The organism is Variovorax sp. Root411 (assembly GCF_001425205.1).
In the GTDB taxonomy this organism is placed as follows: Bacteria; Pseudomonadota; Gammaproteobacteria; order Burkholderiales; family Burkholderiaceae_C; genus Variovorax.
In genome coordinates this window covers 526,388-549,439 of sequence record NZ_LMDW01000001.1, presented here as the reverse complement: position 1 = coordinate 549,439, position 23,052 = coordinate 526,388, and the positions used below count along the sequence as shown (strand labels likewise).

At 68.3% G+C, this 23,052-nt stretch carries 16 protein-coding genes; 12 read left to right on the top strand and 4 right to left on the bottom strand.

Annotated elements, in window-relative coordinates:
• Positions 1 to 27: 27 nt before the first annotated feature.
• Together argH and ASC92_RS02460 are read left to right on the top strand one after the other, a co-directional pair.
• Positions 28 to 1,425, top strand: coding sequence for an argininosuccinate lyase (gene argH / locus ASC92_RS02465; RefSeq protein WP_056509973.1), 1,398 nt, complete (start codon positions 28 to 30; stop codon positions 1,423 to 1,425).
• Positions 1,426 to 1,444: 19 nt separating this feature from the next.
• Positions 1,445 to 2,914: a rhomboid family protein gene (locus tag ASC92_RS02460; protein ID WP_056509970.1), complete on the top strand. Its 1,470-nt coding sequence runs from the start codon at positions 1,445 to 1,447 to the stop codon at positions 2,912 to 2,914.
• 9 nt (positions 2,915 to 2,923) lie between these two features.
• Here ASC92_RS02460 and ASC92_RS02455 read toward each other — a convergent pair whose 3' ends face one another.
• Positions 2,924 to 4,234 (bottom strand): hypothetical protein, encoded by a 1,311-nt coding sequence (locus tag ASC92_RS02455; RefSeq protein WP_056509969.1) that lies wholly within the window; start codon positions 4,232 to 4,234, stop codon positions 2,924 to 2,926.
• Positions 4,235 to 4,273: 39 nt separating this feature from the next.
• Positions 4,274 to 4,813, bottom strand: coding sequence for a hypothetical protein (locus ASC92_RS02450; protein ID WP_056509967.1), 540 nt, complete (start codon positions 4,811 to 4,813; stop codon positions 4,274 to 4,276).
• A 159-nt stretch (positions 4,814 to 4,972) separates the two neighbouring features.
• Between ASC92_RS02450 and ASC92_RS02445 the strand changes: the two genes are divergently transcribed.
• Genes ASC92_RS02445 through ASC92_RS02435 form a run of 3 tightly spaced genes read left to right on the top strand, consistent with a single transcriptional unit; the run spans position 4,973 to position 7,116 of the window.
• Positions 4,973 to 5,548 (top strand): RNA polymerase sigma factor, encoded by a 576-nt coding sequence (locus ASC92_RS02445; RefSeq protein ID WP_414820386.1) that lies wholly within the window; start codon positions 4,973 to 4,975, stop codon positions 5,546 to 5,548.
• Positions 5,549 to 5,588: 40 nt separating this feature from the next.
• On the top strand, positions 5,589 to 6,338 hold the full coding sequence (locus ASC92_RS02440; RefSeq protein ID WP_056511793.1) for an anti-sigma factor domain-containing protein: 750 nt from the start codon (positions 5,589 to 5,591) through the stop codon (positions 6,336 to 6,338).
• 25 nt (positions 6,339 to 6,363) lie between these two features.
• Entirely contained in the window at positions 6,364 to 7,116 is a 753-nt protein-coding gene (locus tag ASC92_RS02435; protein ID WP_056511790.1) for an SGNH/GDSL hydrolase family protein, read from the top strand.
• Positions 7,117 to 7,128: 12 nt separating this feature from the next.
• Here ASC92_RS02435 and opgC read toward each other — a convergent pair whose 3' ends face one another.
• The gene (opgC, locus tag ASC92_RS02430; RefSeq protein WP_056509962.1) at positions 7,129 to 8,271 is read right to left on the bottom strand and encodes an OpgC domain-containing protein; all 1,143 of its coding nucleotides are present in this window, start codon (positions 8,269 to 8,271) and stop codon (positions 7,129 to 7,131) included.
• A gap of 412 nt (positions 8,272 to 8,683) precedes the next feature.
• On the opposite strand from opgC, the gene ASC92_RS02425 reads away from it, so the two are divergent.
• From ASC92_RS02425 to ASC92_RS02395, 7 genes are all read left to right on the top strand, one after another.
• Positions 8,684 to 14,662, top strand: a complete 5,979-nt coding sequence (locus tag ASC92_RS02425; protein WP_157608965.1) for an alpha-2-macroglobulin family protein — start codon at positions 8,684 to 8,686, stop codon at positions 14,660 to 14,662.
• Positions 14,663 to 15,318: 656 nt separating this feature from the next.
• Positions 15,319 to 16,503: an HlyD family efflux transporter periplasmic adaptor subunit gene (locus ASC92_RS02420; protein ID WP_235505646.1), complete on the top strand. Its 1,185-nt coding sequence runs from the start codon at positions 15,319 to 15,321 to the stop codon at positions 16,501 to 16,503.
• A gap of 37 nt (positions 16,504 to 16,540) precedes the next feature.
• Positions 16,541 to 17,854, top strand: coding sequence for a hypothetical protein (locus ASC92_RS02415; protein ID WP_056509956.1), 1,314 nt, complete (start codon positions 16,541 to 16,543; stop codon positions 17,852 to 17,854).
• Positions 17,842 to 21,243 (top strand): efflux transporter outer membrane subunit, encoded by a 3,402-nt coding sequence (locus tag ASC92_RS02410; protein ID WP_056509953.1) that lies wholly within the window; start codon positions 17,842 to 17,844, stop codon positions 21,241 to 21,243. The genes ASC92_RS02415 and ASC92_RS02410 overlap by 13 nt, the downstream gene beginning before the upstream one ends.
• 93 nt (positions 21,244 to 21,336) lie before the next feature.
• Positions 21,337 to 21,705, top strand: a complete 369-nt coding sequence (locus ASC92_RS02405) for a nuclear transport factor 2 family protein (RefSeq protein WP_056509950.1) — start codon at positions 21,337 to 21,339, stop codon at positions 21,703 to 21,705.
• Between the two features lie 37 nt (positions 21,706 to 21,742).
• Positions 21,743 to 22,021 carry a DUF2277 domain-containing protein gene (locus ASC92_RS02400; protein WP_056509948.1) on the top strand — a complete coding sequence of 93 codons (279 nt, stop codon included), beginning with the start codon at positions 21,743 to 21,745 and terminating at the stop codon, positions 22,019 to 22,021.
• Between the two features lie 54 nt (positions 22,022 to 22,075).
• On the top strand, positions 22,076 to 22,702 hold the full coding sequence (locus ASC92_RS02395; RefSeq protein ID WP_056509947.1) for a LysE family translocator: 627 nt from the start codon (positions 22,076 to 22,078) through the stop codon (positions 22,700 to 22,702).
• A 69-nt stretch (positions 22,703 to 22,771) separates the two neighbouring features.
• Here the strand turns inward: ASC92_RS02395 and ASC92_RS02390 are convergent, their stop codons facing one another.
• A complete protein-coding gene (locus ASC92_RS02390; protein WP_056509945.1) occupies positions 22,772 to 22,984 on the bottom strand; it encodes a thrombospondin type 3 repeat-containing protein in 213 nt (70 codons plus the stop codon).
• Positions 22,985 to 23,052: the final 68 nt, after the last annotated feature.

Genomic DNA, 23,052 nt, shown 5'->3' with positions numbered 1-23,052 from the left:
CCCATTATTGCCTCCTGGACGGCTCCCATGACCCAAAACCAACTCGACAAGAAATCCGAAGCCTGGTCGGCCCTGTTCTCCGAACCGATGAGCGACCTCGTCAAGCGCTACACCTCCAGCGTCTTCTTCGACAAGCGCCTGTGGCAGGCCGACATCCAAGGCTCGCTGGCCCACGCCGGCATGCTGGCTGCGCAGGGCATCATCGGCGTGCAGGACCACGCCGCAATCGAACGCGGGATGGCGCAGATTCGCGCCGAGATCGAATCCGGCGCCTTCGAGTGGAAGCTCGACCTGGAAGACGTGCACCTGAACATCGAGGCCCGCCTGACCCAGCTGGTCGGCGACGCCGGCAAGCGCCTGCACACCGGCCGCAGCCGCAACGACCAAGTCGCCACCGACGTGCGCCTGTGGCTGCGCGGCGAAATCGACCTGATCGGCGACCTGCTGGTCGAGCTGCAGAAGGCGCTGGTGGACATCGCCGAGAAGAACGTCGACGTGATCCTGCCGGGCTTCACCCACCTGCAGGTGGCGCAGCCGGTGAGCTTCGGCCACCACATGCTGGCGTACGTGGAAATGTTCAGCCGCGACGCCGAACGCATGGGCGAAGTGCGCCGGCGCGTCAACCGCCTGCCGCTGGGCGCCGCCGCACTGGCCGGCACCAGCTACCCGCTGGACCGCGAGCTGGTCGCCAAGACGCTGGGCATGGACGGCGTCTGCCAGAACAGCCTGGACGCCGTGAGCGACCGCGACTTCGCCATCGAGTTCACCGCCGCGGCCAGCCTGTGCATGGTGCACGTGAGCCGCATGAGCGAAGAGCTCATTTTGTGGATGAGCCAGAACTTCGGCTTCATCAACATCGCCGACCGCTTCACCACCGGCTCGTCGATCATGCCGCAGAAGAAGAACCCCGACGTGCCCGAGCTGGCACGCGGCAAGACCGGCCGCGTGGTCGGCCACCTGATGGCGCTCATCACGCTGATGAAGGGCCAGCCGCTGGCCTACAACAAGGACAACCAGGAAGACAAGGAGCCGCTGTTCGACACCGTCGACACGCTCAAGGACACCCTGCGCATCTTCGCCGAGATGATCGGCGGCATCACCGTGAAGCCCGAGGCGATGGAAGCCGCCGCGCTGCGCGGTTACGCCACCGCCACCGACCTGGCCGACTACCTCGTGAAGAAGGGCCTGCCCTTCCGCGACGCGCACGAAACCGTGGCGCATGCCGTGAAGGCCGCCACCTCGCACAAGGTCGACCTCGCGGAACTGCCGCTGTCTGTGCTGCAGCAGTTCAACCCGAGCATCGAGAAGGACGTGTACGACGTGCTGAGCCTGCGCGGCTCGCTGAACGCGCGCAACATCCTGGGCGGCACCGCGCCAGCGCAGGTGAAGGCGCAGGTAGTGCGCCACCGCGCCCGCCTCGGCTGATCGCGACAGAAGCGGCACCGTGTTCTACGCCATACCGCTCGAGAACAAACCGAGCTGGCGCAATCCACCGTGGATGACGGTGCTGCTGATCCTCGTGAACATGATCGTGTGGTGGGGGCCGCAGCGCAGCGAGGAAAACGCGCGCGAGCGCGCCGCCCACTACTACGTGAACAGCGTGCTGCCCGAGCTGGAGTTACCGCCCTTCGTGGAATGGCTGGAAAAGACAGACCCGAAGCGCGGCAAGCTGGCTCGCCGGATGCTGCCGCACGAGGAAGCCTATCCGCAGCTTCTTGAAAGCCTGCAGAACGACAGGAAGTACCTGACGAAGCTGCAAGCCGACGGGATCATCACGCCCACCAACCCGCAGTACGGTGAATGGAAGCGCGACCGCCAGCAGTACGAGGCCATGCTGCCCGCGCCCTTCACCGCGCGCTGGTCGCAGGACTACACCAAGGACGCCGAGTTCAAGCCCTGGACCTGGATCACCGCCGCCTTCCTGCACGGCAGCACCGGCCACCTGCTGGGCAACATGCTGTTCCTGTTCCTGTTCGGCTTCTCGGTCGAGCTGGCACTCGGACGCGGCACCTACCTGGGCTTCTATCTGCTGGGTGCTGTCGGCGCCTCGGCGCTGGCCGGCTGGGCGTATGCCGGCAAGGACGGCTATGGGCTGGGCGCCTCGGGCGCCATCTCGGCGCTGATGGGCATGTACGCGGTGATGTACCGGCTCAAGCGCATCCGGTTCTTCTACCAGCTGTTCTTCTATTTCAACTACGTCACCGCGCCGGCCTTGCTGCTGCTGCCGGCATGGATCGTCAACGAGCTGATGCAGCATTGGCTGGGCGGCCAGGGCATCGCCTACATGGCCCACCTGGGCGGCCTGCTGACCGGTGCGGCCTTGATGACCGGCGCCCTGCTGCTGCGCCGCGTGCAGGCGCCGGAGACGGCCGCCGCACCCGAGCCCGACCGCTTCGGCGAGCATGTGGCCGCTGCCCAGAAGTTCGGCGCCGCAATGAAGTTCGACAAGGCGTGTGGCGAATGGCGCGCCGCCGCCGCGCTGCGCCCCGGCGACAGCGACACGCTGCGCGCCTGGTTCAACACCGCGCGGCTGCAGCCCGCGAGCGACGACTTCCACCAGGCCGCCCGCCGCATCTTCCGCCTGCCCGCCACCGACGAGGGCACGCTGGCGCTGCAGCACGCCAGCTACAAGACCTACCTCGACCAGGCCAAGCCCGGCGCACGGTTGAAGCCCGAGGACATGGCCCGGCTGGCGCGCCGCTTTGCCCGCATCCGCCAGTTCGAGGACACCGACAAGCTCTGCCGCATCCTGCTGAAGACCGCGCCCGACCATCCGGAACTGGCCGACACGCTGTCGGCCTGCGCGAACGGGTTGCTGCATGCGGGCGAACGCGACAAGGCGATCGGCCTGCTGCCGCACCTGCTGCGCCTCGCGCCGAACGACATGGTCACGCGCGCACTGCAGCGCGCTTGAAGAACTGAACTAGGCAGCCGCCGCCGGCCGCAGCAGCCAGCGCACTTCCTGCGTCTGCTCGCTGTCGGGGTAGCGCGACTCCATCGTCGCCAGGATGGGCTGCGCCATGTCCGAGCGCCCCAGCCCCTGCACCAGCGCGCGCGCCGCCAGCTCGTAGGCCTGCGGAATCGCCTCGTGGCCGCGAAAGCGCTTGTCGAAGCCCGAGAGCAGCGCCAGCGTGGCGTGTGCGTCGCCGTTGCGCCATTCGGCGCGCGCCATTGCGATCACCATCGCCGCGTCGTCGAGCGCGAAGGCCTTGTCTTTTTCCTTGCAGGCCTTGAAGACCTTGAGCGCCTCCGAAGCCAGGTCGCGCCGCATCAGCAGCGGAATGAAACGCCGCGCCTGGTCGAGCATGGTGTCCTTCTTCTCGGGCATCAGCGCCAGCACGCGGTGGTAGCGGCGCTGCGCCGCGAGGTCGTCGGACGCGGCCGTGCGCTGGGCCTCGTAGGCCGAGCCCAGCGCGGCGGCGAGATCGCCCTCGGTGATCAGGTGCGCCACCTCGGCGTCGATGCGCTGCGCCGCGACCTGCTCAGGCGTGCGGCGGTCGACCGGGGAGCCGTCGCCCAGCTCGCTGCCCGGCACCGCGTCGAAACCGAAGGCATCGTGGTGCTGGAACATCACGTAGCCCAGCAGGCTCGCCATGACCCAGCCGAAATAGATGAACGCGAAGTTGATGACCGGCAGCGCGATGCGCCCGTCGAACATCGGCAGCAGCAGCGACAGCGCCACCTGCGCGCCCGTGCTCAGCAGGAACAGGAAGAAGCACAGCAGCGCATACGGCCAGCCGATGGTTCGCATCGCGTCCATCACGTGGCCGGGGTTCATCGCCTGGAAGAAGCTGCCCGACTGCACCAGCACGATCACCGCCGCCGGGAAGGTGAAGGACATGACGAACAGCCCCACCGTGCCCAGGATCGGCGCGTACCAGGCGAGCCAGCCGATCAGGAAGGCCTGCACCAGCGTGATGGCGAACAGCTTCCACGGCAGGTAGGTCCAGTCGTCGCTCGATTCGCGTCCGAAGTCGGCCGAGTCGCGGATGCCGCGCGCACCCAGCGCAATGACCTTGAAGCCGTATCGGCTGGCCGCCAGCATGATGCCGACCTCGATGACGAAGAGCGCCAGCGCATCCGGCAGGAAGAAGATCGCGTCGAAGAGCAGGCTGCAGAACGACAGCAGCAGGCCGTAGGCCAGCGGCCGCATCTGGAACGGGAAGGCGAAGAAGCTGTTCAGGCGGCGCCAGAACGGCGGTGGCGGCGGCAGCGAATCCTTGACGACGATCATGGCAATTCCCCCTGTCTTTCTTTTTGTGCCCGTATCCGCTTACTTGCGGAAGAAGTCGCTCTGGCTCATGGCGCCGGCACCGCCCAGGCGCATCACCGTGACCTCGTCGGCATGCACGAGGCGCATCTGGCCGAGTTCGCGCTCCAGGCGCTGGGTGAAGCTGGTCTTGTATTGCAGCAGCGACTCGCCCATCTTCAGCACATTGGTGCCGGTGACGGTCGCGCTCTTGCGGTCGGTCGCCACCTCGATGGCGTCGATGTGGTAGTCGTATTCGATGGTGAGGATGCCGCCCATCCGCTCGCCCACCCTGCTGAAGGTCTCGAAGGCCTCGCGGTTCGCCTGGCAGGCCTCTTCGCGGTTGTGGGAGCGCTCCACCGTTTTCCCCATCATGGTGGTCTTGCTCTCGATCCGGGCCTTGCGGCTGAGCTGCTTGCACAGCAACTCGGCGTCGCGCGAGTAGATGGCGTGGGCTTCCTTCTGGTAGAAGTCGCGAACCATCGATTCGTCGAGCTTGCGGCTGCCGACAAAGAAATACCACGCGCCCACGCAGAGCGCGATCACGATCGCAATTTGCTTCATTTCGTCCCGCCCGCGCCTGCGCGCATCCCTCTTGATTTTGCGGCGCAGTATACGTTGCCGAATGTTTCCTGGAGGCCGCGAAACGAGTCTGCGGCATGAATCCGGCGACCCCCGCGCCCCGTATACCGGGCATGTGCATCGATGCCCGACAATCCCCGAATGCCAGCACCCAGCCCCGACGCCGAACTGATGGCACTGATCGACCGGATCGGCCGTCGCGACGAAGCCGCCCTGCGCCAGCTGTACGACCGCACCTCGCCCAAGCTGATGGGCCTCGCGATGCGCGTCGTGCGGCAGCGCGAATGGGCCGAGGACGTGCTCCAGGAAGCGTTCTTGACTGTCTGGCGAGTCGCCGGCGACTATCGCGCCTCGCTCAGTCCGCCGCTCGCGTGGCTCGGGCTGATCGTGCGCAGCCGGGCGCTCGACCTGCTGCGCCGCCGCACCGCCGGCCGCGCCCACCTGACCCAGGAATTCGACGAGCTCATGGCCGACCAGTTCGAATCGGATGCGCCCAACCCGGCCGACACCGCCGATGCCAGCGAGCAGGCCTGGGCGCTGCGCCAGTGCCTGAGCCAGCTCGAGGGCCGCCAGCGCGAGGTGGTCAGCCTGGCCTACCTGCGCGAGATGAGCCATGGCGAGCTGGCCGAGCAGCTCAAGCTGCCGCTCGGCACGGTCAAGACATGGATCCGGCGCGGGCTGGAAAAACTGCGCATCTGCATGGGGCGCTTTGCGTGAGAGCGATGAAGAAGAAGACGAAGAGCAAGGCGGCCCTCCCATGAATCTCCTCGCTCACCCCGAGCTGCTCGAACTGCTGGCCGCGAGCCACGCGCTCGGCACGCTGCGCGGCGGCGCCCGCCGCCGTTTCGAAACCCTGGCCCGCGAACAGGCGCCGGTGCGCGCCGCCGCGCTGGTCTGGCAGAGCCGGCTCGCAGGCATGACCGAAATGCAGTCCCCGATCGTGCCCGACCCGGCCGTGTGGACCCGCATCCGCAACACGATCGACGCCGAGCAGTCCGCGCTCGCCATCGAACGCCAGCGCAATGCCGCCGCCGGCAAGCCGCAGTCGCAAGGCGGCTGGCTGCGCAGCCTCGCACTGTGGCGCGGCGCCACGGCCGCCGGCGCGCTGGCCACGGTGCTGGCCGTGGTCGTCGGGCTGAACCTGCGCGACCAGTTGCAGAACGCCCCGGCGGTGCAGTACGTGGCCGTGCTGAACGACGACAAGGCCGCGCCCTCGATGCTCGTCACCTTCGATCCGAAGAAGAAGCAGCTGGTGCTGCAGCGCGTGGGCGGCTTCGACGAAGGCAGCGACAAGTCGCTGCAGCTCTGGGCCCTGCCCCCGGGCGGCGCGCCGCGCTCGCTGGGCGTGCTCGACAAGGCGCCCGCGCTGCGGCTGGCTGCGTCAGAATCCGACGTGCGCGTGCCGGCCCTGGCGATCAGTCTCGAACCGAAGGGCGGCGTGCCCAGCGAGGGCGGCCCGACCGGCCCGGTGCTCTTCCACGGCGCTCTCATTGAAAAAACCATCTGACCTGCTTGCCCTCTCGATGCCCTCGATGAAAACCGCGCTGGCCGCGGTCGCGCTGCTGACTGCGGCACTCGCCTCGCATGCCCAGTCCGCCTTCTTCCCGCAAGAATCGGAGACGGCCGCCGCCGAGGCCGCGTCCGCCCGCGACTACCTGGCCGCCAAGGAGCGCTGGCACAACGAACTCGCGGCCTTCGCCCGCGCCGACCAGGAACGCTTTCCGGCGCCGGGCGGCGTGGTGTTCGTCGGCAGCTCCACGGTGCGCATGTGGACCCGCCTCTCACAAGACTTCTCGCGCGTGCCCGGCGGCGTGGTCAACCGCGGCTTCGGCGGCTCGACGCTGGCCGACTGCAGCCTGTTCGCGCGCGACCTCGTGGTGCGCTACAAGCCGCGCCAGGTGATGGTCTATGCGGGCGACAACGACCTGGCCGAAGGCCGCACGCCGCTGCAGGTGCTCGACAGCTTCGCGCGCTTTGCCAACGCGGTGCGCGCCGAACTGCCGGACACGCGCATCAGCTTCATCTCGGTCAAGCCCAGCCCCTCGCGCGAGCAGCTGATGCCGCAGATCCGCGAGACCAATCACGTGATCTCGGCCTACCTGAACCTGCTGCCCAACAGCGAGTTCATCGATGTCTACACGCCGATGCTCGGCGCCGACGGCCGGCCGCGTGCGGAGCTGTTTCGCGGCGACCGGCTGCACATGACGGACGAAGGCTACCGGCTGTGGCAGTCGATCATTGCGCCGCATCTACCGGCCCCAGCGCCGACGGCCGCGCTGCCCTGAAACCGTTGCCGCTCAGGCGGGCGCGGGCTCCGACGGCACGTCGTCCGCCGGCGGCGGCACGTCCGCGCCGCGCGTGAAGCGCGCCACGAAGTACATCCCCGAGAACACCGCCAGCAGCAGCAGGCCGTCGCCCCACCACGGCCGCGCCATCTGGTTGTCGCCGTAGAAGGCCAGCACCAGCAGCACCGCCACGAGGTGCGCGCAGAACACCGGCAGCGAGGCGGAACCCATCGCCTCCAGCCAGCGCAGTCGCGGAATGCGGCGGATCAGCCACGGCCCGAAGCGCACCGCCAGGATGCACAGCGCCACGAGGTTCACCAGCCGCAGCGGGCCGAGCTGCCACTTGTCGAACAGCAGGTTCAGCTCCACGTCGCCGCCGAATGGCGCCTGGCCGTTGATGCCGGTGTGGCGCCAGTACAAACCGTAGAGCGCGATACCAGCCGCCAGCATCAGCAGCCACCAAGGAAAGCGCAGCGGCCTGGCTTCCGGCCCGTTGCGCGTGGCGCCGATGCACAGGCCCGCGAACCAGAGGAACTGCCAAGCATAGGTATTGAAGGCGCCCATCTCGTGGAACGGCACCGGCACGTCCAGGTAGCGCACAGCCAACGCATAGATCCATTCGCTGACCCCGAACTGCGCCGCCGCCCACACGGTCGCGCTCGCCACCATCACCCAGGTCCAGCCGTGGCGCATGGCAAAGGCCAGCACCCAGGGGCTCATGAGCATGAAGAAGATATACATCGGCAGGATGTCGAGCAGCGCCGGCTCGTAGATCAGCAGCAGCCCGAACAGGAAGCCGTCGCGCGGCTCCGCCAGGTAGTAGGACACCAGGTTCTTCACCGCCGGCTGGTCGATGTGCAGCCCCACCGCCGCGATCACGGTGAACAGGAACAGCAGGATCGCCGCCTGGCACAGGTAGACCTTCACGACGCGCCGCCAGAAGGCCTGGCGCATCGAGTCGACACCCCGCAGGTGGCCGATGCGGCTGTACACCAGCCCGGCGACGAAGGCCGACAGCAGCACGAAGCCCTCGGCGGCCGAGACGAAGCCAAAAGGCTGGCCCAGCGGATCGGTCAAGCGGGTGGGCAGGTGGGTGACGGTCATCAGCACGAGCATCAGCCCGCGCAAGGCGTCTATTTCCCAGTAGCGTTTCATCGGTCGGCGGCGAGGTCTTGGTGGCGGTCCGCGCGGCGCACGCACGACAGAGTCGATTGTAAGAAGACCGGCAGACTTGTTCGGGGCGTGTGCGAAAGCCACCGGGTACTCCCCTCCGCGAATGTCCCCCGCTTCGCTCCTCCTTTATTTCGCTGCGGGAACCAGTGCTCTGAACGATCACGCCGATGGGGTGCCTTGCGCAGCGAAATAAAGGAGGAGCGAAGCGGGGGACATTCGCGGAGCAAGGTACCCCGTCGACGTGAGCGTGCCCCGAACAGCGCGCCAACGGCCTATGACCGTTGGCACTGCCGAACCGTCGCGCAAATCGGCTACGCTGCGCGCTGCCTTCAGGTGGAGATACAAAAAAGTGAACCGTTTCCTTCCAACAACATTGCTCCTTGCCGGCGTCCTCATGGCCGCCCCGGGCTTTGCCCTCCAGATAACCAGCCTCACGCCCCAGGGCGAAGTTGCCCGAGTGCGCCAAGTCGTTGCCAAGTTCGACCAGGCGGCCGTCAATTTCGGCGACCCCAAGGCCCCCGCCCCGCTCACGGTGAGCTGCACCGACGCGCAGGCCGCCAAAGGCACCGGCCGCTGGACCGACGCCAAGGCATGGGTCTACGACTTCGAGAACGACCTGCCGCCCGGCGTGCGCTGCACGGTCACCCGCATTCCCACCTTCAAGCCAACCTCGGGCGAGCTGACCGGCCCCGAGCGCTACCAGTTCAACAGCGGCGGCCCGTTCGTGCGCAACTACATGCCGGGCAGCTACAGCCGCATCGACGAGCAGCAGATGTTCATGCTGGAGCTCAACGGCGCGGCCACACTCGACAGCGTGCGCCAGAACGTCTGGTGCGCGGCCGATGGAGTGGGCGAGCGCATTCCGGTCAAGCTGCTCGACGGCGACCAGCGCGCCGGCCTGCTCAAGGCCTTCGGCCGCGACAAGGCCGCCGAGAAAGATCCGCTGCGCTTCGTCACGATGCAGTGCAACCGCACGCTGACGCCCGGCGCCAAGGTGCAGATCGTCTACGGCAAGGGCGTGGCCACACCCTCGGGAGTGCCCAACAACGTGGAGCGCCGCTTCGACTTTCAGGTGCGCGAGCCCTTCGCCGTGTCGTTCACCTGCGAGCGCGAGAACGCGCAGGCCGGCTGCCTGCCGCTGCGCCCGATGCAGCTGCAGTTCAACGCGCCCGTCACGCGCAAGCTGGCCTCGCAGATCCAGCTCAAGGGCGACAAGACGATCAAGGCCAAGCTCGACAACGACGGCGGCGCGCAGAGCGACGACGACGTGGTCAACAGCGTGAGCTTCGAACCGCCGCTGGCCGAGAGCGCGCAGTTCAGCATTGAATTACCCTCGAAGTTCGAGGACGCCTCGGGCCGCCCGCTGGCCTCGCCCGGCAGCTTTCCACTGAAGGTGGCGACCGGCGCGATGCCGCCGCTGGCCAAGTTCGCCGCCTCGCCCTTCGGCGTGGTCGAGCGCCTGGCCGAGCCCGGCACCCCGGCCATGATGCCGGTCACCGTGCGCCGCGTGGAGCCGAAGCTGATGGTGAACGCCCTCACGCCCGGCAAGGTGAGCGACATGAACCCGAAGACCGACGCGGAAATCATCGCGTGGTTCCGCAAGGTGCGCCGCTACGACAGCTACAGCATCTCGCGCGAGCAGGCGCGCAAGGACGTGAAGGGCCCGCTGCCCCCAGTCATCGACAAGGACGACAAGACCTCGCTGCAGACCCGCATGCTCTCGCTGCTGGCGGGCCAGCAGGGCGCGAAGGCGCTGGACATGCCCAAGTCGGACAGCGGCGATCCGCGCCCCTTCGAGGTCGTCGGCATCCCGCTGACGCCGGGCTTCCACGTGCTCGAAATCGCTTCGCAGAAACTCGGCGAAGCCCTGCTCGACGAGCGCTACAACGCCGGCCGCACGATGTACGTGCGCACCACCGCGCTGGCCACCAACCTGGCGGTGCATTTCAAGCTGGGCCGCGAGAACTCGATGGCCTGGGTCACCACGCTGGACAAGGGCAAGGTCGTGGCCGGCGCCAATGTGCGCGTGTCGGGCTGCGACGGCAAGGCCGTGGCCACCGGCACCACCGACGCCAACGGCGTCGTCATGCTCAACGGCATCTCGCCGCAGGCGCCGTCGTGCAACGGCCCGAACGAATACGACACGGCGGCCTGGTTCGTCAGCGCCCGCGCCAAGGACGACAAGGGCGTGGAAGACCTCGCCTTCACCTGGAGCGACTGGCAGCGCGGCATCGAGCCCTGGCGCTTCAACGTGCCGACCAGCCTGCAGGCCGAAGCCGACCGCGTCGCCCACACCATCTTCGACCGCACGCTGCTGCGCGCCGGCGAGACGGTGTCGATGAAGAGCCTGATCCGCGCGCAGACCAGCAAGGGCTTCGGCCTGCCCGAGAACCGCCCCGACACGCTGGTCATCACTCACGTGGGCAGCGGCCAGCGCTTCACGCAGCCGCTGAACTGGCGCAAGACCGCCACCGGCGGCCTGAGCGCGGAGAACACATTCCCCATTCCGCCCGCAGCCAAGCTCGGCGTGTACGAGGTGATGCTGCGCACCGGCGGCGGCAAGGACGCCAACAAGGACAACAGCGAGGGCGACGAGGACGAAGGCTACGGCCGCAGCTTCTCCACCGGCATGTTCCGCGTCGAGGAATTCCGCCTGCCCGTGCTCGAAGGCCGCATCGCGCCTGCCGACAAGAAGCCGCTGGTGGCTGCCACCAGCGTGCCCACCGACGTGCAGATCAACTACGTGGCCGGCGGCGGCGCCGCCAACCTGCCGGTGCGCGTGTCGGCCATGGTGCGCGGCAAGAGCCTGAGCTTCTCCGACTACGACGCCTTCAGCTTCAACCCGCCGCGCGCCGCGCAGGGCGAAAGCTCCGAGGTCGCCGCGGCCGTCGCCGTCGAGGCAGGCTCGGGCGAGGAAGACCTCAACAGCGTGAACGACACCCGCGTGATCGCCGACAAGCTGCCGCTCACGCTGAACAAGGACGGCGCCGGCAAGGTCACCATCGACAAGGTGCCGAAGGTGAAGGCCGCGCGCGAGCTGCTGCTCGAAGCCACGTACGCCGACCCGAACGGCGAGGTGCAGACCATCCGCAGCACACAGACGCTGTGGCCCGCCTCCGTCATCGCCGGCATCAAGACCGAAGGCTGGGTTTCGACCAGCCAGAAGCTCAAGTTCCAGGCGCTCGCGCTCGACCTCGCAGGCAAGCCCCAGGCCGGCGTGACGCTCAACGTGCGCGCCGTGGCGCGCATCACCACCACCAGCCGCAAGCGCATGGTGGGCGGCTTCTACACCTACGACAACAAGACCGAGACGAAAGACATCGGCACCGTGTGCAGCGGCAAGAGCGATGCACGCGGCCTGCTGCTGTGCGAATCCGAGCTGAAGGAAGCCGGCGAGGTCGAACTCATCGCGAGCGCCACCGACGGCGAAGGCCGCGATGCCAAGGCAGTGAGCTCGGTCTACGTGACCAAGCAGGGCGAGCTCTGGTTCGGCGGCGAGGACAACGACCGCATCGACGTGCTGCCCGAGAAGAAGAGCTACCAGCCCGGCGAGATCGCCAAGTTCCAGGTGCGCAGCCCGTTCCGCTTCGCGACCGCGCTGGTCGCGGTGGAACGCGAAGGCATCATCGAGACGCACGTGGTGCAGCTCGACGGCAAGGACCCGACCGTCACCCTGCAGGTCAAGCCCGAGTGGGGGCCGAACGCCTACGTGAGCGTGCTCGCGCTGCGCGGCCGCCTGCGCGAGGTGCCGTGGTACAGCTTCTTCACCTGGGGCTTCAAGTCGCCGCGCGAGTGGTGGACGGCCTTCTGGTACGAAGGCAAGGAATACGTGGCGCCGACCGCCATGGTCGACCTGAGCAAGCCCGCCTATCGCCTCGGCATGGCCGAGATCCGCGTCGGCACGCGCGCCCACCAGCTCGACGTGACCGTCACCAGCGACAAGCCCAGCTACCCGATCCGCAGCAAGGCGCAGGTGACCATCAGCGCCAAGCTGCCCGACGGCAAGCCCGCCGCCGGCGCCGAAGTGGCGCTGGCCGCGGTCGACCAGGCCCTGCTGGAACTGATGCCCAACGACAGCTGGAACCTGCTCAACGCGATGCTGCAGCGGCGAAGCTGGGGCGTGAGCACCTCGACCGCGCAGATGGAAATCGTCGGCCGGCGCCACTACGGGCGCAAGGCCGTGCCCGCGGGCGGCGGCGGCGGCAAGGGCCAGACGCGCGAACTGCTCGACACCCTGCTCGTGTGGAACCCGAAGGTGGTGCTCGACGCCAACGGCCAGGCCGTGGTGACGGTGCCGCTGAACGACGCGCTCACCACCTTCAAGATCGTGGCTGTCGCCGATTCGGGCGCCAGCCTGTTCGGCACCGGGCAGATGAGCATCCAGGCCACGCAAGATCTGCAGATCATCAGCGGCCTGCCGCCACTGGTGCGCGAGGACGACCAGTTCCGCGCGCAGGTCACGCTGCGCAACACCACGCAGAAGCCGATGAAGGTCGAGGCCACGCCGCGCGCCACGCTGCTCACGCTGGAGACGCAGACCGTGGACATCCCGGCCGGTGAGGCGCGTGAAGTCGCATGGACCGTGACCGCGCCCGCGCAGCTCGCGCAGACGCGCGCCGAAGCCATCCTGTGGGAGATCGAGGCCAAGGACACCATCGGCGGCGCGCGCGACGCGCTCAAGGTGCGCCAGCGCATCATTCCGTCGGTGCCGCTCACGGTGCAGCAGGCCACGCTGGTGCAGATCGACGGGCCATTCACCCTCGACGTGGCCCCGCCCGCCGACGCCCTCCCCGGCCGCGGCGGCCTGAAGATGTCGCTGCAACCCAAGCTGGCCGAAGGCCTGCCGGGCGTGCGGGACTGGTTCGCGAACTATCCCTTCATCTGCCTCGAACAGAAGACCAGCAAGTCGGTCGGCCTGCGCGACGCGAAGATGTGGCAGGGCGTGCTGGCCCAGCTGCCGACGTATCTGGACAGCGACGGCCTCGCCAACTACTTCCCGCCGCGCGACGGCGAGGCGAACCGCGGCAGCGACATCCTCACCTCGTACCTGCTCGCGGCGACGAACGAAGCCGCGCAGCTCAACCCCGCCTTCGCGCTCGCCGACGACGTGCGCGCGCCGATGGAGTCGGGCCTGATCGCGTTCGTCGAAGGCCGCATCACGCGCGAGTTCTGGAGCCCGCGCAAGGACCTCGACGTGCGCAAGCTCGCCGCGCTCGAAGCGCTCTCGCGCTACGGCAAGGCCCGTGGGGCAATGCTCGGCAGCATCACCATCGCGCCGAACCAGTGGCCCACCAGCGCGGTGATCGACTGGCTCAACATCCTCAAGCGCGTGAACGACGTGCCGCAGCGCCAGCAGCGACTCGATGAAGCCAACAACGTGCTGAAAGCGCGCCTGTCCTACCAGGGCACCAAGCTGATCTTCAGCACCGAGCAGGACGACTACTGGTGGTGGCTGATGACCAACGGCGACGTCAACACCGCCCGCCTGCTGCTCAGCGTGATGGACGACCCGAGCTGGAAGGACGACATCGGCAAGCTGGCCAACGGCTTCATCGGCCGCCAGCAGAACGGCGCGTGGCACACCACCACCGCCAACTTGTGGGGTGGCCTCGCGTTGGAGAAATTCAGCAAGGTGTTCGAGAGCACGCCGGTGGGCGGCGTGACCGCTGCCACGCTCGGCGCGGTGAAGTCGCAGGTCGACTGGAGCAAGGTCGAGCGTGTGAAGACCAGCGACGCGGCTGGCGCGCCGAACCAGACCACCTTCTTCGGCGCACCCGCTTCGCCGGGCAACCTGAAGAACAACACGATGTTCCTGCCGTGGGCAGCATCGCCGTCGGGCGCTCCCGTGCGCGACACGCTGCTGGTCACGCAACAGGGCACCGGCAAGCCGTGGCTCACGCTGCAGTCGATCGCGGCCGTGCAGCTGAAGGCGCCATTCGCCGCCGGCTACGCGATCAAGAAAACCATCACGCCGGTCGAACAGGCCACCGCAGGCAAGTACACGCGCGGCGACGTGCTGCGCGTGACGCTGGAAGTGAACGCCAGCGCGGACATGACCTGGGTCGTGATCAGCGACCCGATCCCGGGCGGCGCCACCATTCTGGGCGGCGGCCTGGGCCGTGACTCGCAGATCGCCACGCAGGGCGAAAAGAAGTCCGGCTCCGGCTGGCCGGCCTTCGAGGAGCGCAGCTTCGAGGCCTTCCGCAGCTACTACGAGTACCTGCCCAAGGGCGTGGTGAAGATGGAATACACCGTGCGCCTGAACAACGTCGGCGACTTCGCGCTGCCGCCGAGCCGCGTCGAGGCGATGTACGCGCCCGAGATGTTCGGCGAGACGCCGAATGCGCGGGTGAAGGTGGAGGCGGCGAAGTAGCGGCGCCCGGCGCTTCTTCTCCAGCTTCTTCTTCGCTCATCGACCCGGCCGGATCCGCGCCCCGCGGCGCATCCGGTTGTTTCGCCCCGGCCGTGGGCGAGCGCAGCGCGGGGAGTCCGGTGAACGGCGCAGCCTGACCAGGTTGTGCGTTCGCGGTCCGAATCGTTACTGAATACCCGCCGATTCGCCCTCCGCCGTCCCGCATGGCGGAAGGGCTAGGGCCGTCGATCGGCGCCTTCCGGCGCCTGCATCCCGGCGCTCCCTTGAGAAGGCCCGGCGCCGCCTCGGCCGGCATGCCGATGCGTCTTTTGATCGTCAACGGCACGCAATCCGACGCCTTTGTAGGACTTTGGCCTGACTCTCGCTGTGGTTGAAATGTGAAGTTTGCACACTTTGTTTCCCCTCGAAGCAGCCCTGATCCGGGTTTTGCCCTACCTTCATATTGCACTGCAGCATGCCACGTGAGGGCCGCGCAGTCTCTTCAATCCAATGGATGTACGCCGACGTTCCGGCGTGCGCCGTCGCTCCGAGAGGTTGGTATGCATGTCTCGAAAACCGGTTCGTTCCGTCCTTCCCGCGCTCCAAGGCGCAATGCCCGCGCCTCGGCCCGCCGACCTTCCGGTTCGCCCGGCCGGCACCGGCAGCAAGGCGCCTTCGTGCCCAAGCTCGCGGGCTACGGACTGCTGGCGTTCGTGCTGTGGCTGATGGTCGAAACGCTGATTCAGCCGCTGCTGTCCTCGCAGGCCACCCGGGCCGTGTTGCAGGCGCCCGTGGGGCTGATCACGTCGCCGATCAACGGCGTGGTCACCCGGATGACGGTCCACACGCGCGATGCGGTCGAAGCCGGCACCGTCGTGGCCACGGTACGCAACCCGACCGTCAGCCAGGAAATACTGACCACCCTGAGATCGCAGCACCTCGCGCTGCAGAGCCAGCTCGCGCAGCTCGGCAACCAGTTCAAGGCCGACAGCCAGGAAATGAAGTTCGTCGGCCATGAGGCCAATGTCCATCGCGAGGCCTCGCTGGCCCAGGCCTGGGAGGCCTGGCAGATCTCCCAGCGCCAGCGCGACGTGGCGCAGAGCGTGGTGGAGGAGCAGGAGAACAAGGTCCGCACCAACCAGGCCCTGCTGGAACAGGGGGCGATCAGCGAGCAGGTGATGAACGCCTCCGAGGCGCAGCTGAACACGGCGCGTGCCAATGCCGCGGTGGCGGCGCAGGCCTTCGCCGGGCAGGCCCAGACGGTGGCGAGCGCCGGACAGGGCGCCTTCGTGGGGACAGGAGGCAACAGCCTGTTCCAGACGCTGGAGAGCCGGCGCGGCGTGCTGCGCAACAGTGTCGACCGTGCCCGGCAGGACGGCACCGCCCTCATCCAGCAGCTCAAGCAGGTGGCGGCGCTCGAGGACGAAGAGCGCCAGCGGGTGGAGAAGCTGTCCTCCTACGAGATCAAGGCCACCCAGCCGGGGCAGGTCCACACCGTGCTGGCGCCCGAAGGCGCGTACGTCACGGCAGGGCAGTCGCTGGTGCGCGTCACCGATTGCAGCCGGCTGGGCGTGGTGGCGGTGTTTCCGGCCCGGCTGGCCAAGCGGCTCAGCATCGGTTCGGTGCTTGACGTGAAGGTCGGCCAGGCGGTCGCATCGGTGCCGGCGCGCGTGGAGCAATTGCTGCCGGTGGCATCGGACGCGCTGCAGAGCACCTACAGCGTGCCGTTTCCCTTTGCCGAGCAGGGTTCCATCTACGCCGTGGCGCGCATCGACAGCAAGGAGCCGCAGAAGACGCAGTCGGCCGGAGGGGGCGACCTGTGCGCGCCCGGCAAGGTGGTCTCGGCCAGCCTCAGGTCCTGAGCGCAGGCCGTGAACCGCCCAGAACCGAAAGAAAACCATGCGGTTTTTTCCACGCGGCCTGACCCTGGCACCCTGCATCGCCGCGCTGGCGGCGCTGGCCTCGCCGGCGGCGCTCGCCCAGCAACCCGGTGCGACGCAGCAGCGCCTCGCACAGCAAAGCTGTGAGGGTTTGCGCCGCGCGGTGGCGCAAGACCAGAAGGGCGCGGCATCGGGCCCCCTCTTCCTTGCGAGCTACCGGCTCGCCGCTGGCGGCCAGGGCACGCCACCGCTGGAACCGGCGCTGGCGGGCGCGGCCTTCACCTACGACAACGCACTGGCCGGCATCGCGCTGCTGGCATGCGGCGACGCGGGTTCGGCCAGGCGCATCGGCGACGCGATCGTCCGTGCGCTCGAGCGCGACCCGAACGTGTCCGACGGGCGCGTGCGCAACGCGTATCGCGCCGGGCCGATGACCGAGGACAAGGCCGCGCTGCCGGGCTACTGGGATGCGGGCAGAAAGCAGTGGATCGCCGACGCCTACCAGGTGAGCACCGCGACCGGCAACGTGGCATGGGCCGCGCTGCTGTTGTTGAACCTGAACCAGGCCGAACCGTCGCCAGCCTACCTGGCGAGCGCGCGGAAACTGCTCGGCTGGATCGAGCAGCGCACGCGCGCCAGGAACACACCCGACGGCTACAACGGCGGCTGGTACGGCTGGGACAACAAGCAGCGCGCCCAGACCTGGAAATCGACCGAGCACAACATCGATATCGCGGTCGTTGCCTCCTGGGCGGCGCGCGCCGGCGGGCAGGGCGAGGCCGAGTCCCAGCAGGCGCGCACCGCGCTCGATTTCGTGACCCGCATGTGGAACCCGTCCGAGCAGCGTTTCAACATCGGCACCAAGGAAGACGGCGCGACCATCGCCACCGAAGGCTCCGGGCTCGACGCCCAGCTCTGGCCGCTGCTGGCGGCCACCGATCGTTCCTGCGGCTGGATGCGGGGGCTCGAGTGGGTGGAGAAGAACCATCGCTTCGGCGAGGGCTACGGCTTCTCGCGCAGCCCCGACGGCATCTGGACCGAGGGCAGCGCACAGGTTGCCGCCACGCTGGTGGCGCGCAAGGGCGCAGCGCCCGAAGCCCTTTGGCGGCTGCTGGCGTCGCAGCGCGCCGACAACGGCCTGTACTACGCCACCCCCGCTTCCCGCATCTCCACCGGGCTGTCCATCGGGCCCGACTCGGCGGGCGCCGACTTTTTCTACTACCACTGGCCGCACCTGGGCGCCACTGCGTGGATCGCATTGGCCGCCACCGGCTTCAACCCATTCACCGGCAAGACCGCCGCAACCGGAGCCCTTCCATCATGTCCCACCTGATCGCCACGCCGGAGTTCCAGCTCAATGCTCTCGTGGCAGGGCTCGCGCTTCTCCTTATGACGTGGGGCCGCGTCGAGCGCATCGGCCACCGCGCGTTTTTCGGAGCGCTCACCGCCCTGCTGCTGATGCGCTACGCCGTCTGGCGCGTGGTGGCGACCATGCCGCCCTCGGACCTCGGCTTCGAGACCTTGTTTGCCTGGGTCTTCCTGTTCTTCGAGCTGACGGCCATCGTCTACACGCTGATGTCCATCCACATGCTGCTGCGGCGGCGCGACAACCACGGGCTGGCCGATCGCGGCGAGGCCGCGCTGCGCGGGCGCGGCGAGCAGGTGCCGGCACTGGACGTGTTCATCTGCACGTACAACGAAGAGCTGGCCGTGCTCGAGAAAACCATCATCGCCGCCCAGGCCATCGACTACCCGCAACTGAAGGTCTGGGTGCTGGACGACACCCGCCGCGACTGGCTGCGCGACTACTGCGAGCGCCGGGGCGTGCACTACGCGCGGCGGCCCGACAACAGCCATGCCAAGGCCGGCAACCTCAACAACGGCCTGCGGCTGTCGGCGGAGGTGACCAACGCGCCTTTCATCCTGGTGCTCGACGCCGACTTCGCGCCGCAGCGCCAGATCGCCTATCGCATGCTGGGCCTGTTCGACGACCCCAAGGTCGGCTTGGTGCAGACGCCGCAGTTCTATTACAACGCCGACCCCATCCAGCACAACCTGCGCGCCACCAACAGCTGGGTCGACGAGCAGCGCGTGTTCTTCGACGTGCTGCAGCCCGCGAAGGATGCCGCGGACTCGGCCTTCTGCGTGGGCACGTCGTTCATCGTGCGGCGCGACCTGATCACGGCCGCGGGCGGCTTCCCCGTCGGCAGCGTCTGCGAGGACATCCACACCACCTACCTGCTGCTGCGGCATGGCCACATCACACGCTGGCTGGGCGAGCGGCTTTCGCACGGCCTGTCGGCCGAGAGCATCGTCGACTACATCAACCAGCGCAGCCGCTGGTGCCTCGGCACGGTGCAGCTCGCGCTGCTGCCCCAGGGGCCCTTGCGCGGCAAGGGCTACAGCCTGTCGGCGCGACTGCATTTCCTGCACGGGGTCCTGCACTGGCTGGGCAAGCCGTTCATGGCGATGATCATGGTGGCGCCGGCGTTGTACTGGTATGCCGGCGTCTCGGTCTTCCACGCGACACCGCAGGCCTTCGCGGCCTACGGGCTGCCGCCGCTCGTGATGTTCTGGGCCTACAGCTACTGGATCAGCCAGCGGCGCTGCCTGCCCGTGTTCAGCGAGGTGAGCCAGCTCGTGGCGGCGATGGCCGTCACCAGCACGCTGCTCGCCGCGATGCTGAAGCCCTTCGGCCATCCTTTCAAGGTGACCGCCAAGGGCCTGGACCGCTCGAAGACGGTGGTGCACTGGAAGCTGGTCGCCGTGTTCGGCGGGCTGCTCGTCGCACTGCAGGGCGGCGGTGCATCGGCCGTCATGAGCGGCGCTGCGCTCACGCCGGGCGACCAGCTCAATCTGGTGTGGACCGGCATCGCGCTCATCCTGTGCCTTGGCGCGCTCATCGCCTGCGTCGACCTGCCGCGGCCCGACCTGGAAGAGCGCTTCCCCTGGCGCGCCGCGACCCGGCTCCGGACGGCGATGGGCGAGGGAGACTCGCGCTTCGTCAATATCGCCGTGGACGGTGCGCTGCTCGAAGGCGGCGCGCTGCTGAAACGCTTGCACGTGGGCCAGCCCCTGGAGGTCTACGTCGAGGCGGTAGGCTGGCTGCCCGCGCTCGTTGCCGGCCGCAGGCGCACCGGCGCGGAGCTGCGCTTCGCCGGCACCGAGACACAGCGCGAACAGCTGGTGAGCCATGTGTTCAACGTGCTGCCGAGCCACGTCGCGGTGCAGGTGCGCCCGTGGGGGGCGGCTTCGGCGCTGCTCGCGAGCGCGGGGTTCCGCGCGCCGGGCGCCGGCTTCGTGCGCCTGTTCCTGCGGCTGTCGCTGCTCGTCCTGGCGGCCGGCCTCCTGCTGGTGGTGAGCGGCTGCAACCTCACGCCGCCGCTCAAGCAGCCCGACCTGGCCCTGCCTTCCAGCTGGCCCGCCGGCAAGGCCGGGCCGGCATCGGAGCCAGCGGACTGGCGCAGCTTCGTGCGGGACGACGAACTGCGCGGCCTGATCGCCACCGCCCTGACGCAGAACCGCGACCTGCGCGTCTATGCGGCCCATGCGCGCGAAGCCCGCGCGGCCTACGCGGGAAGCCGCGCCTCGCTGTTCCCGCAGATCGGGCTGTCGAGCCATGCGCAGCGCGCCCAGACCACGACGCAGGGTTCGCTCAGCCCGGTGGGGAACGTGCCGTCCGACGGACGGATCTCGAACAGCTTCGACGTGCAGGCCGGCGTCACGTCGTACGAGCTCGACTTCTTCGGCCGCCAGCAGAGCACCGCCCAGCAAAGCGGCTCCCTGGCCGAGGCCGGCGACAAGGACTTCGCCGCGGCCCGCATGAGCCTGGTGGGCGAAGTGACCAATGCCTATCTCACGCTGCGCGCCGACCGCGCCCAGCTCGCCCTGGCCAGTGCCAACGAGGCCGCGCTGTCTTCCAACGCCGACATGATCGGCCGCGCCAAGGCCGCGGGCGGTGCGGCGCAGCTGGACGTCTTCCGCGCGCAGTCGCTGCTGCAGAACGCCCGCGTGCGGCAGGAGGAATACCGCATGCGCGTCGCCCAGGACCTGCAGGGGCTCAACGTGCTGGTGGGCCAGCCCGTGTCGCCGGACATCGGCGCCGCGCGACCCTGGCCCGAGCAGTCGACGGAATCCGTGGCGGCGGACCTGCCGTCCAGCCTGCTGCAGCGCCGGCCCGATCTTCTTGCGGCCTATGCCCGTGTCGAAGCCGCGAACTCGGGCGTCGGCGCGGCCAAGGCGGCCATGCTGCCGACTATCTCGCTGACGGCCCTGGCGGGTGGCGTCAGCGGCCAGCTGTCGACGCTGCTGAGCAGTGGCAGCAGGAGCTGGGCCGGCGTGCTCGGCGTGTCGCTGCCGTTGTTCGACTGGGGGCGCCGCTCGGCCAACATCACCGGCAGCGAAGAGCGGCTCGCGGCGGCGATGGCCTCGTACGAATCCGCCGCGCAAGTGGCCTTCCGCGAAACCGCCAATGCCCTGATCGCCAGCGACCACCTGCGCCCGCAGCTGCAGGCACAGCAGTCCCGCGTGCAGGCGCTGGAAAACGTGGCGCGCATCTCGCGCACGCGCTTTCGCAGCGGCCTGGAAGACTACTTCTCCAGCCAGGATGCGCAGCGCGAGCTCTATTCCGAGCAGCAGCAGCTGATCGAGCTGCAGCTCAAGGAAGCCGTGAACATGGTCAACCTCTACAAGGCCCTGGGTGGGGGGTGGAGCAGCACCTGAGGCGAGCCGGCCCCGCTGAAGACACACACACGCATGTAGCTTCGGAAGGCACACCGGCCTACACTCGCGCCTCGATCAGTGCAGGAGAAACGCATGGATACCCTGGAGATCGCCAACAAGCTCGTGGCGCTGTGCAAGGAAGGTAAATACGAGGAGGCCAAGGTGCTCTACGCACCCGAGGCCGTGAGCGTCGAGGCCGGCGCGCCGCCCGGCCAGGCGCGCGAAGCGGCCGGCCTCGCGGCCATCAAGGCCAAGGGCGATTGGTGGGTCGCCAACCACGAGGTGCATTCCGCGCAGGTCGCCGGCCCGTGGCCGCATGGCGACCGATTCATCGTCGGCTTCCGCTTCGACGTGACCATGAAGTCCAACGGCCACCGCTTCACGATGGAAGAAATGGCGCTCTACACCGTCAGGGACGGGAAGATCGTGCGGGAAGAGTTCTTCTACACGGACGGAGCCTGACGCGACAGCGCCTGCCCACGTCGAGCGGAGAGCACCCATGTGCCGCAGCATCAAGACCCTCTACAACTTCGAACCGCCCGCCACCGAGCAGGAGATTCGCGCCGCCGCGCTGCAGTTCGTGCGCAAGCTCAGCGGCTTCAGCGTGCCGTCGAAGGCCAATGAAGAAGCCTTCGGACGCGCGGTCGACGAAGTGGCCGCCACCGCGGCGCGGCTGATCGAATCGCTGGTCACCACGGCCGAACCGCGCGACCGGGACGTCGAGGCCGAGCGCGCCAAGGCTCGCGCGGCCGTGCGCTTCGGCAGCGGCCCCGCGTGATCGAAGACGAGCGACAACGTCCATCCAAGCAACAAACACACAGGAACACAACCCATGCCCATCGAACTCTGGCTCGCCTTCGTCGCGGCCTCTGCCGTCATGCTGGTCATTCCGGGGCCGACCATCCTCACTGTCATCAGCTATTCGATGTCGCACGGCCGCCGCGCCAACGTGCCGCTGGTCGCTGCCGTGGCGCTCGGCGACTCGACGGCGCTGGTGGTGTCGCTGCTGGGGCTGGGTGCGCTGCTGGCCACCTCGGCCTTCTGGTTCACGGTGGTCAAGTGGGTGGGCGGGCTGTACCTGCTGTACCTCGGCATCAAGCTGCTGCGCGCGGGCATCTCGTCCGCCGAGCTCGCCGCGCCAGCCGCGCCCGCCTCGCGGCTGCGGCTGTTCGCCAACACCTACCTGGTGACGGCGCTGAACCCGAAGGGCATCGTGTTCTTCGTGGCCTTCCTGCCGCAGTTCATCAGCCCAGCGGCCAATGTCACGTACCAGTTGTGGGTGCTGGCCGTCACCTTCGTTGCACTGGCGGCGACCAATGCCACGCTCTACGCGGTGTTCGCGGGCTCGGCGCGCAGGCTGCTGTCGTCGCCGCGCGCGCAGCGGCGCTTCAACTTCGCGGGCGGCTCGCTGCTGAGCGCGGCGGGCATCTGGGCACTGATGGCGCGACGGCCGGGCTGAGCGACCCGCGCGCGCTCATGAAAAAGGCCGCGAAGCGTCATGCTTCGCGGCCTTTCCTTATCTCACCGCTCAGTTGCGGTACGGGTTGTTCGGATTGCGGTCGTAGCGGTTGGGCACGCCGTCGTTGTCGCGATCGCGGTCGTAGCGGTTCGGCACGCCGTCGCGGTCCCGGTCGCGGTTGCCGTAGTGTTGGCCGCGCGGCGGCGGGTTGTCGTACGGTGCGACCACGCAGCCGGCCAGGATGGCCGATGCGGCCAGCAGGATCGCCAGTATCTTTGTCATGTGAGTTCTCCTTGGAGTGTTTGTGAAACCGGGGTTCGCCTCCTGCGAGCCGGTATTTGCATTGAAGG

What these genes read in the sequence shown, in the direction of transcription:
- argH (WP_056509973.1), top strand. Translation starts at nt 28, where the DNA reads ATGACCCAAAACCAACTCGACAAGAAATCCGAAGCCTGGTCGGCCCTG.
- ASC92_RS02455 (WP_056509969.1), bottom strand. Translation starts at nt 4,234, where the DNA reads ATGATCGTCGTCAAGGATTCGCTGCCGCCGCCACCGCCGTTCTGGCGC.
- ASC92_RS02450 (WP_056509967.1), bottom strand. Translation starts at nt 4,813, where the DNA reads ATGAAGCAAATTGCGATCGTGATCGCGCTCTGCGTGGGCGCGTGGTAT.
- ASC92_RS02445 (WP_414820386.1), top strand. Translation starts at nt 4,973, where the DNA reads ATGCCAGCACCCAGCCCCGACGCCGAACTGATGGCACTGATCGACCGG.
- ASC92_RS02440 (WP_056511793.1), top strand. Translation starts at nt 5,589, where the DNA reads ATGAATCTCCTCGCTCACCCCGAGCTGCTCGAACTGCTGGCCGCGAGC.
- ASC92_RS02435 (WP_056511790.1), top strand. Translation starts at nt 6,364, where the DNA reads ATGAAAACCGCGCTGGCCGCGGTCGCGCTGCTGACTGCGGCACTCGCC.
- opgC (WP_056509962.1), bottom strand. Translation starts at nt 8,271, where the DNA reads ATGAAACGCTACTGGGAAATAGACGCCTTGCGCGGGCTGATGCTCGTG.
- ASC92_RS02425 (WP_157608965.1), top strand. Translation starts at nt 8,684, where the DNA reads ATGGCCGCCCCGGGCTTTGCCCTCCAGATAACCAGCCTCACGCCCCAG.
- ASC92_RS02415 (WP_056509956.1), top strand. Translation starts at nt 16,541, where the DNA reads ATGCGGTTTTTTCCACGCGGCCTGACCCTGGCACCCTGCATCGCCGCG.
- ASC92_RS02410 (WP_056509953.1), top strand. Translation starts at nt 17,842, where the DNA reads ATGTCCCACCTGATCGCCACGCCGGAGTTCCAGCTCAATGCTCTCGTG.
- ASC92_RS02405 (WP_056509950.1), top strand. Translation starts at nt 21,337, where the DNA reads ATGGATACCCTGGAGATCGCCAACAAGCTCGTGGCGCTGTGCAAGGAA.
- ASC92_RS02400 (WP_056509948.1), top strand. Translation starts at nt 21,743, where the DNA reads ATGTGCCGCAGCATCAAGACCCTCTACAACTTCGAACCGCCCGCCACC.
- ASC92_RS02395 (WP_056509947.1), top strand. Translation starts at nt 22,076, where the DNA reads ATGCCCATCGAACTCTGGCTCGCCTTCGTCGCGGCCTCTGCCGTCATG.
- ASC92_RS02390 (WP_056509945.1), bottom strand. Translation starts at nt 22,984, where the DNA reads ATGACAAAGATACTGGCGATCCTGCTGGCCGCATCGGCCATCCTGGCC.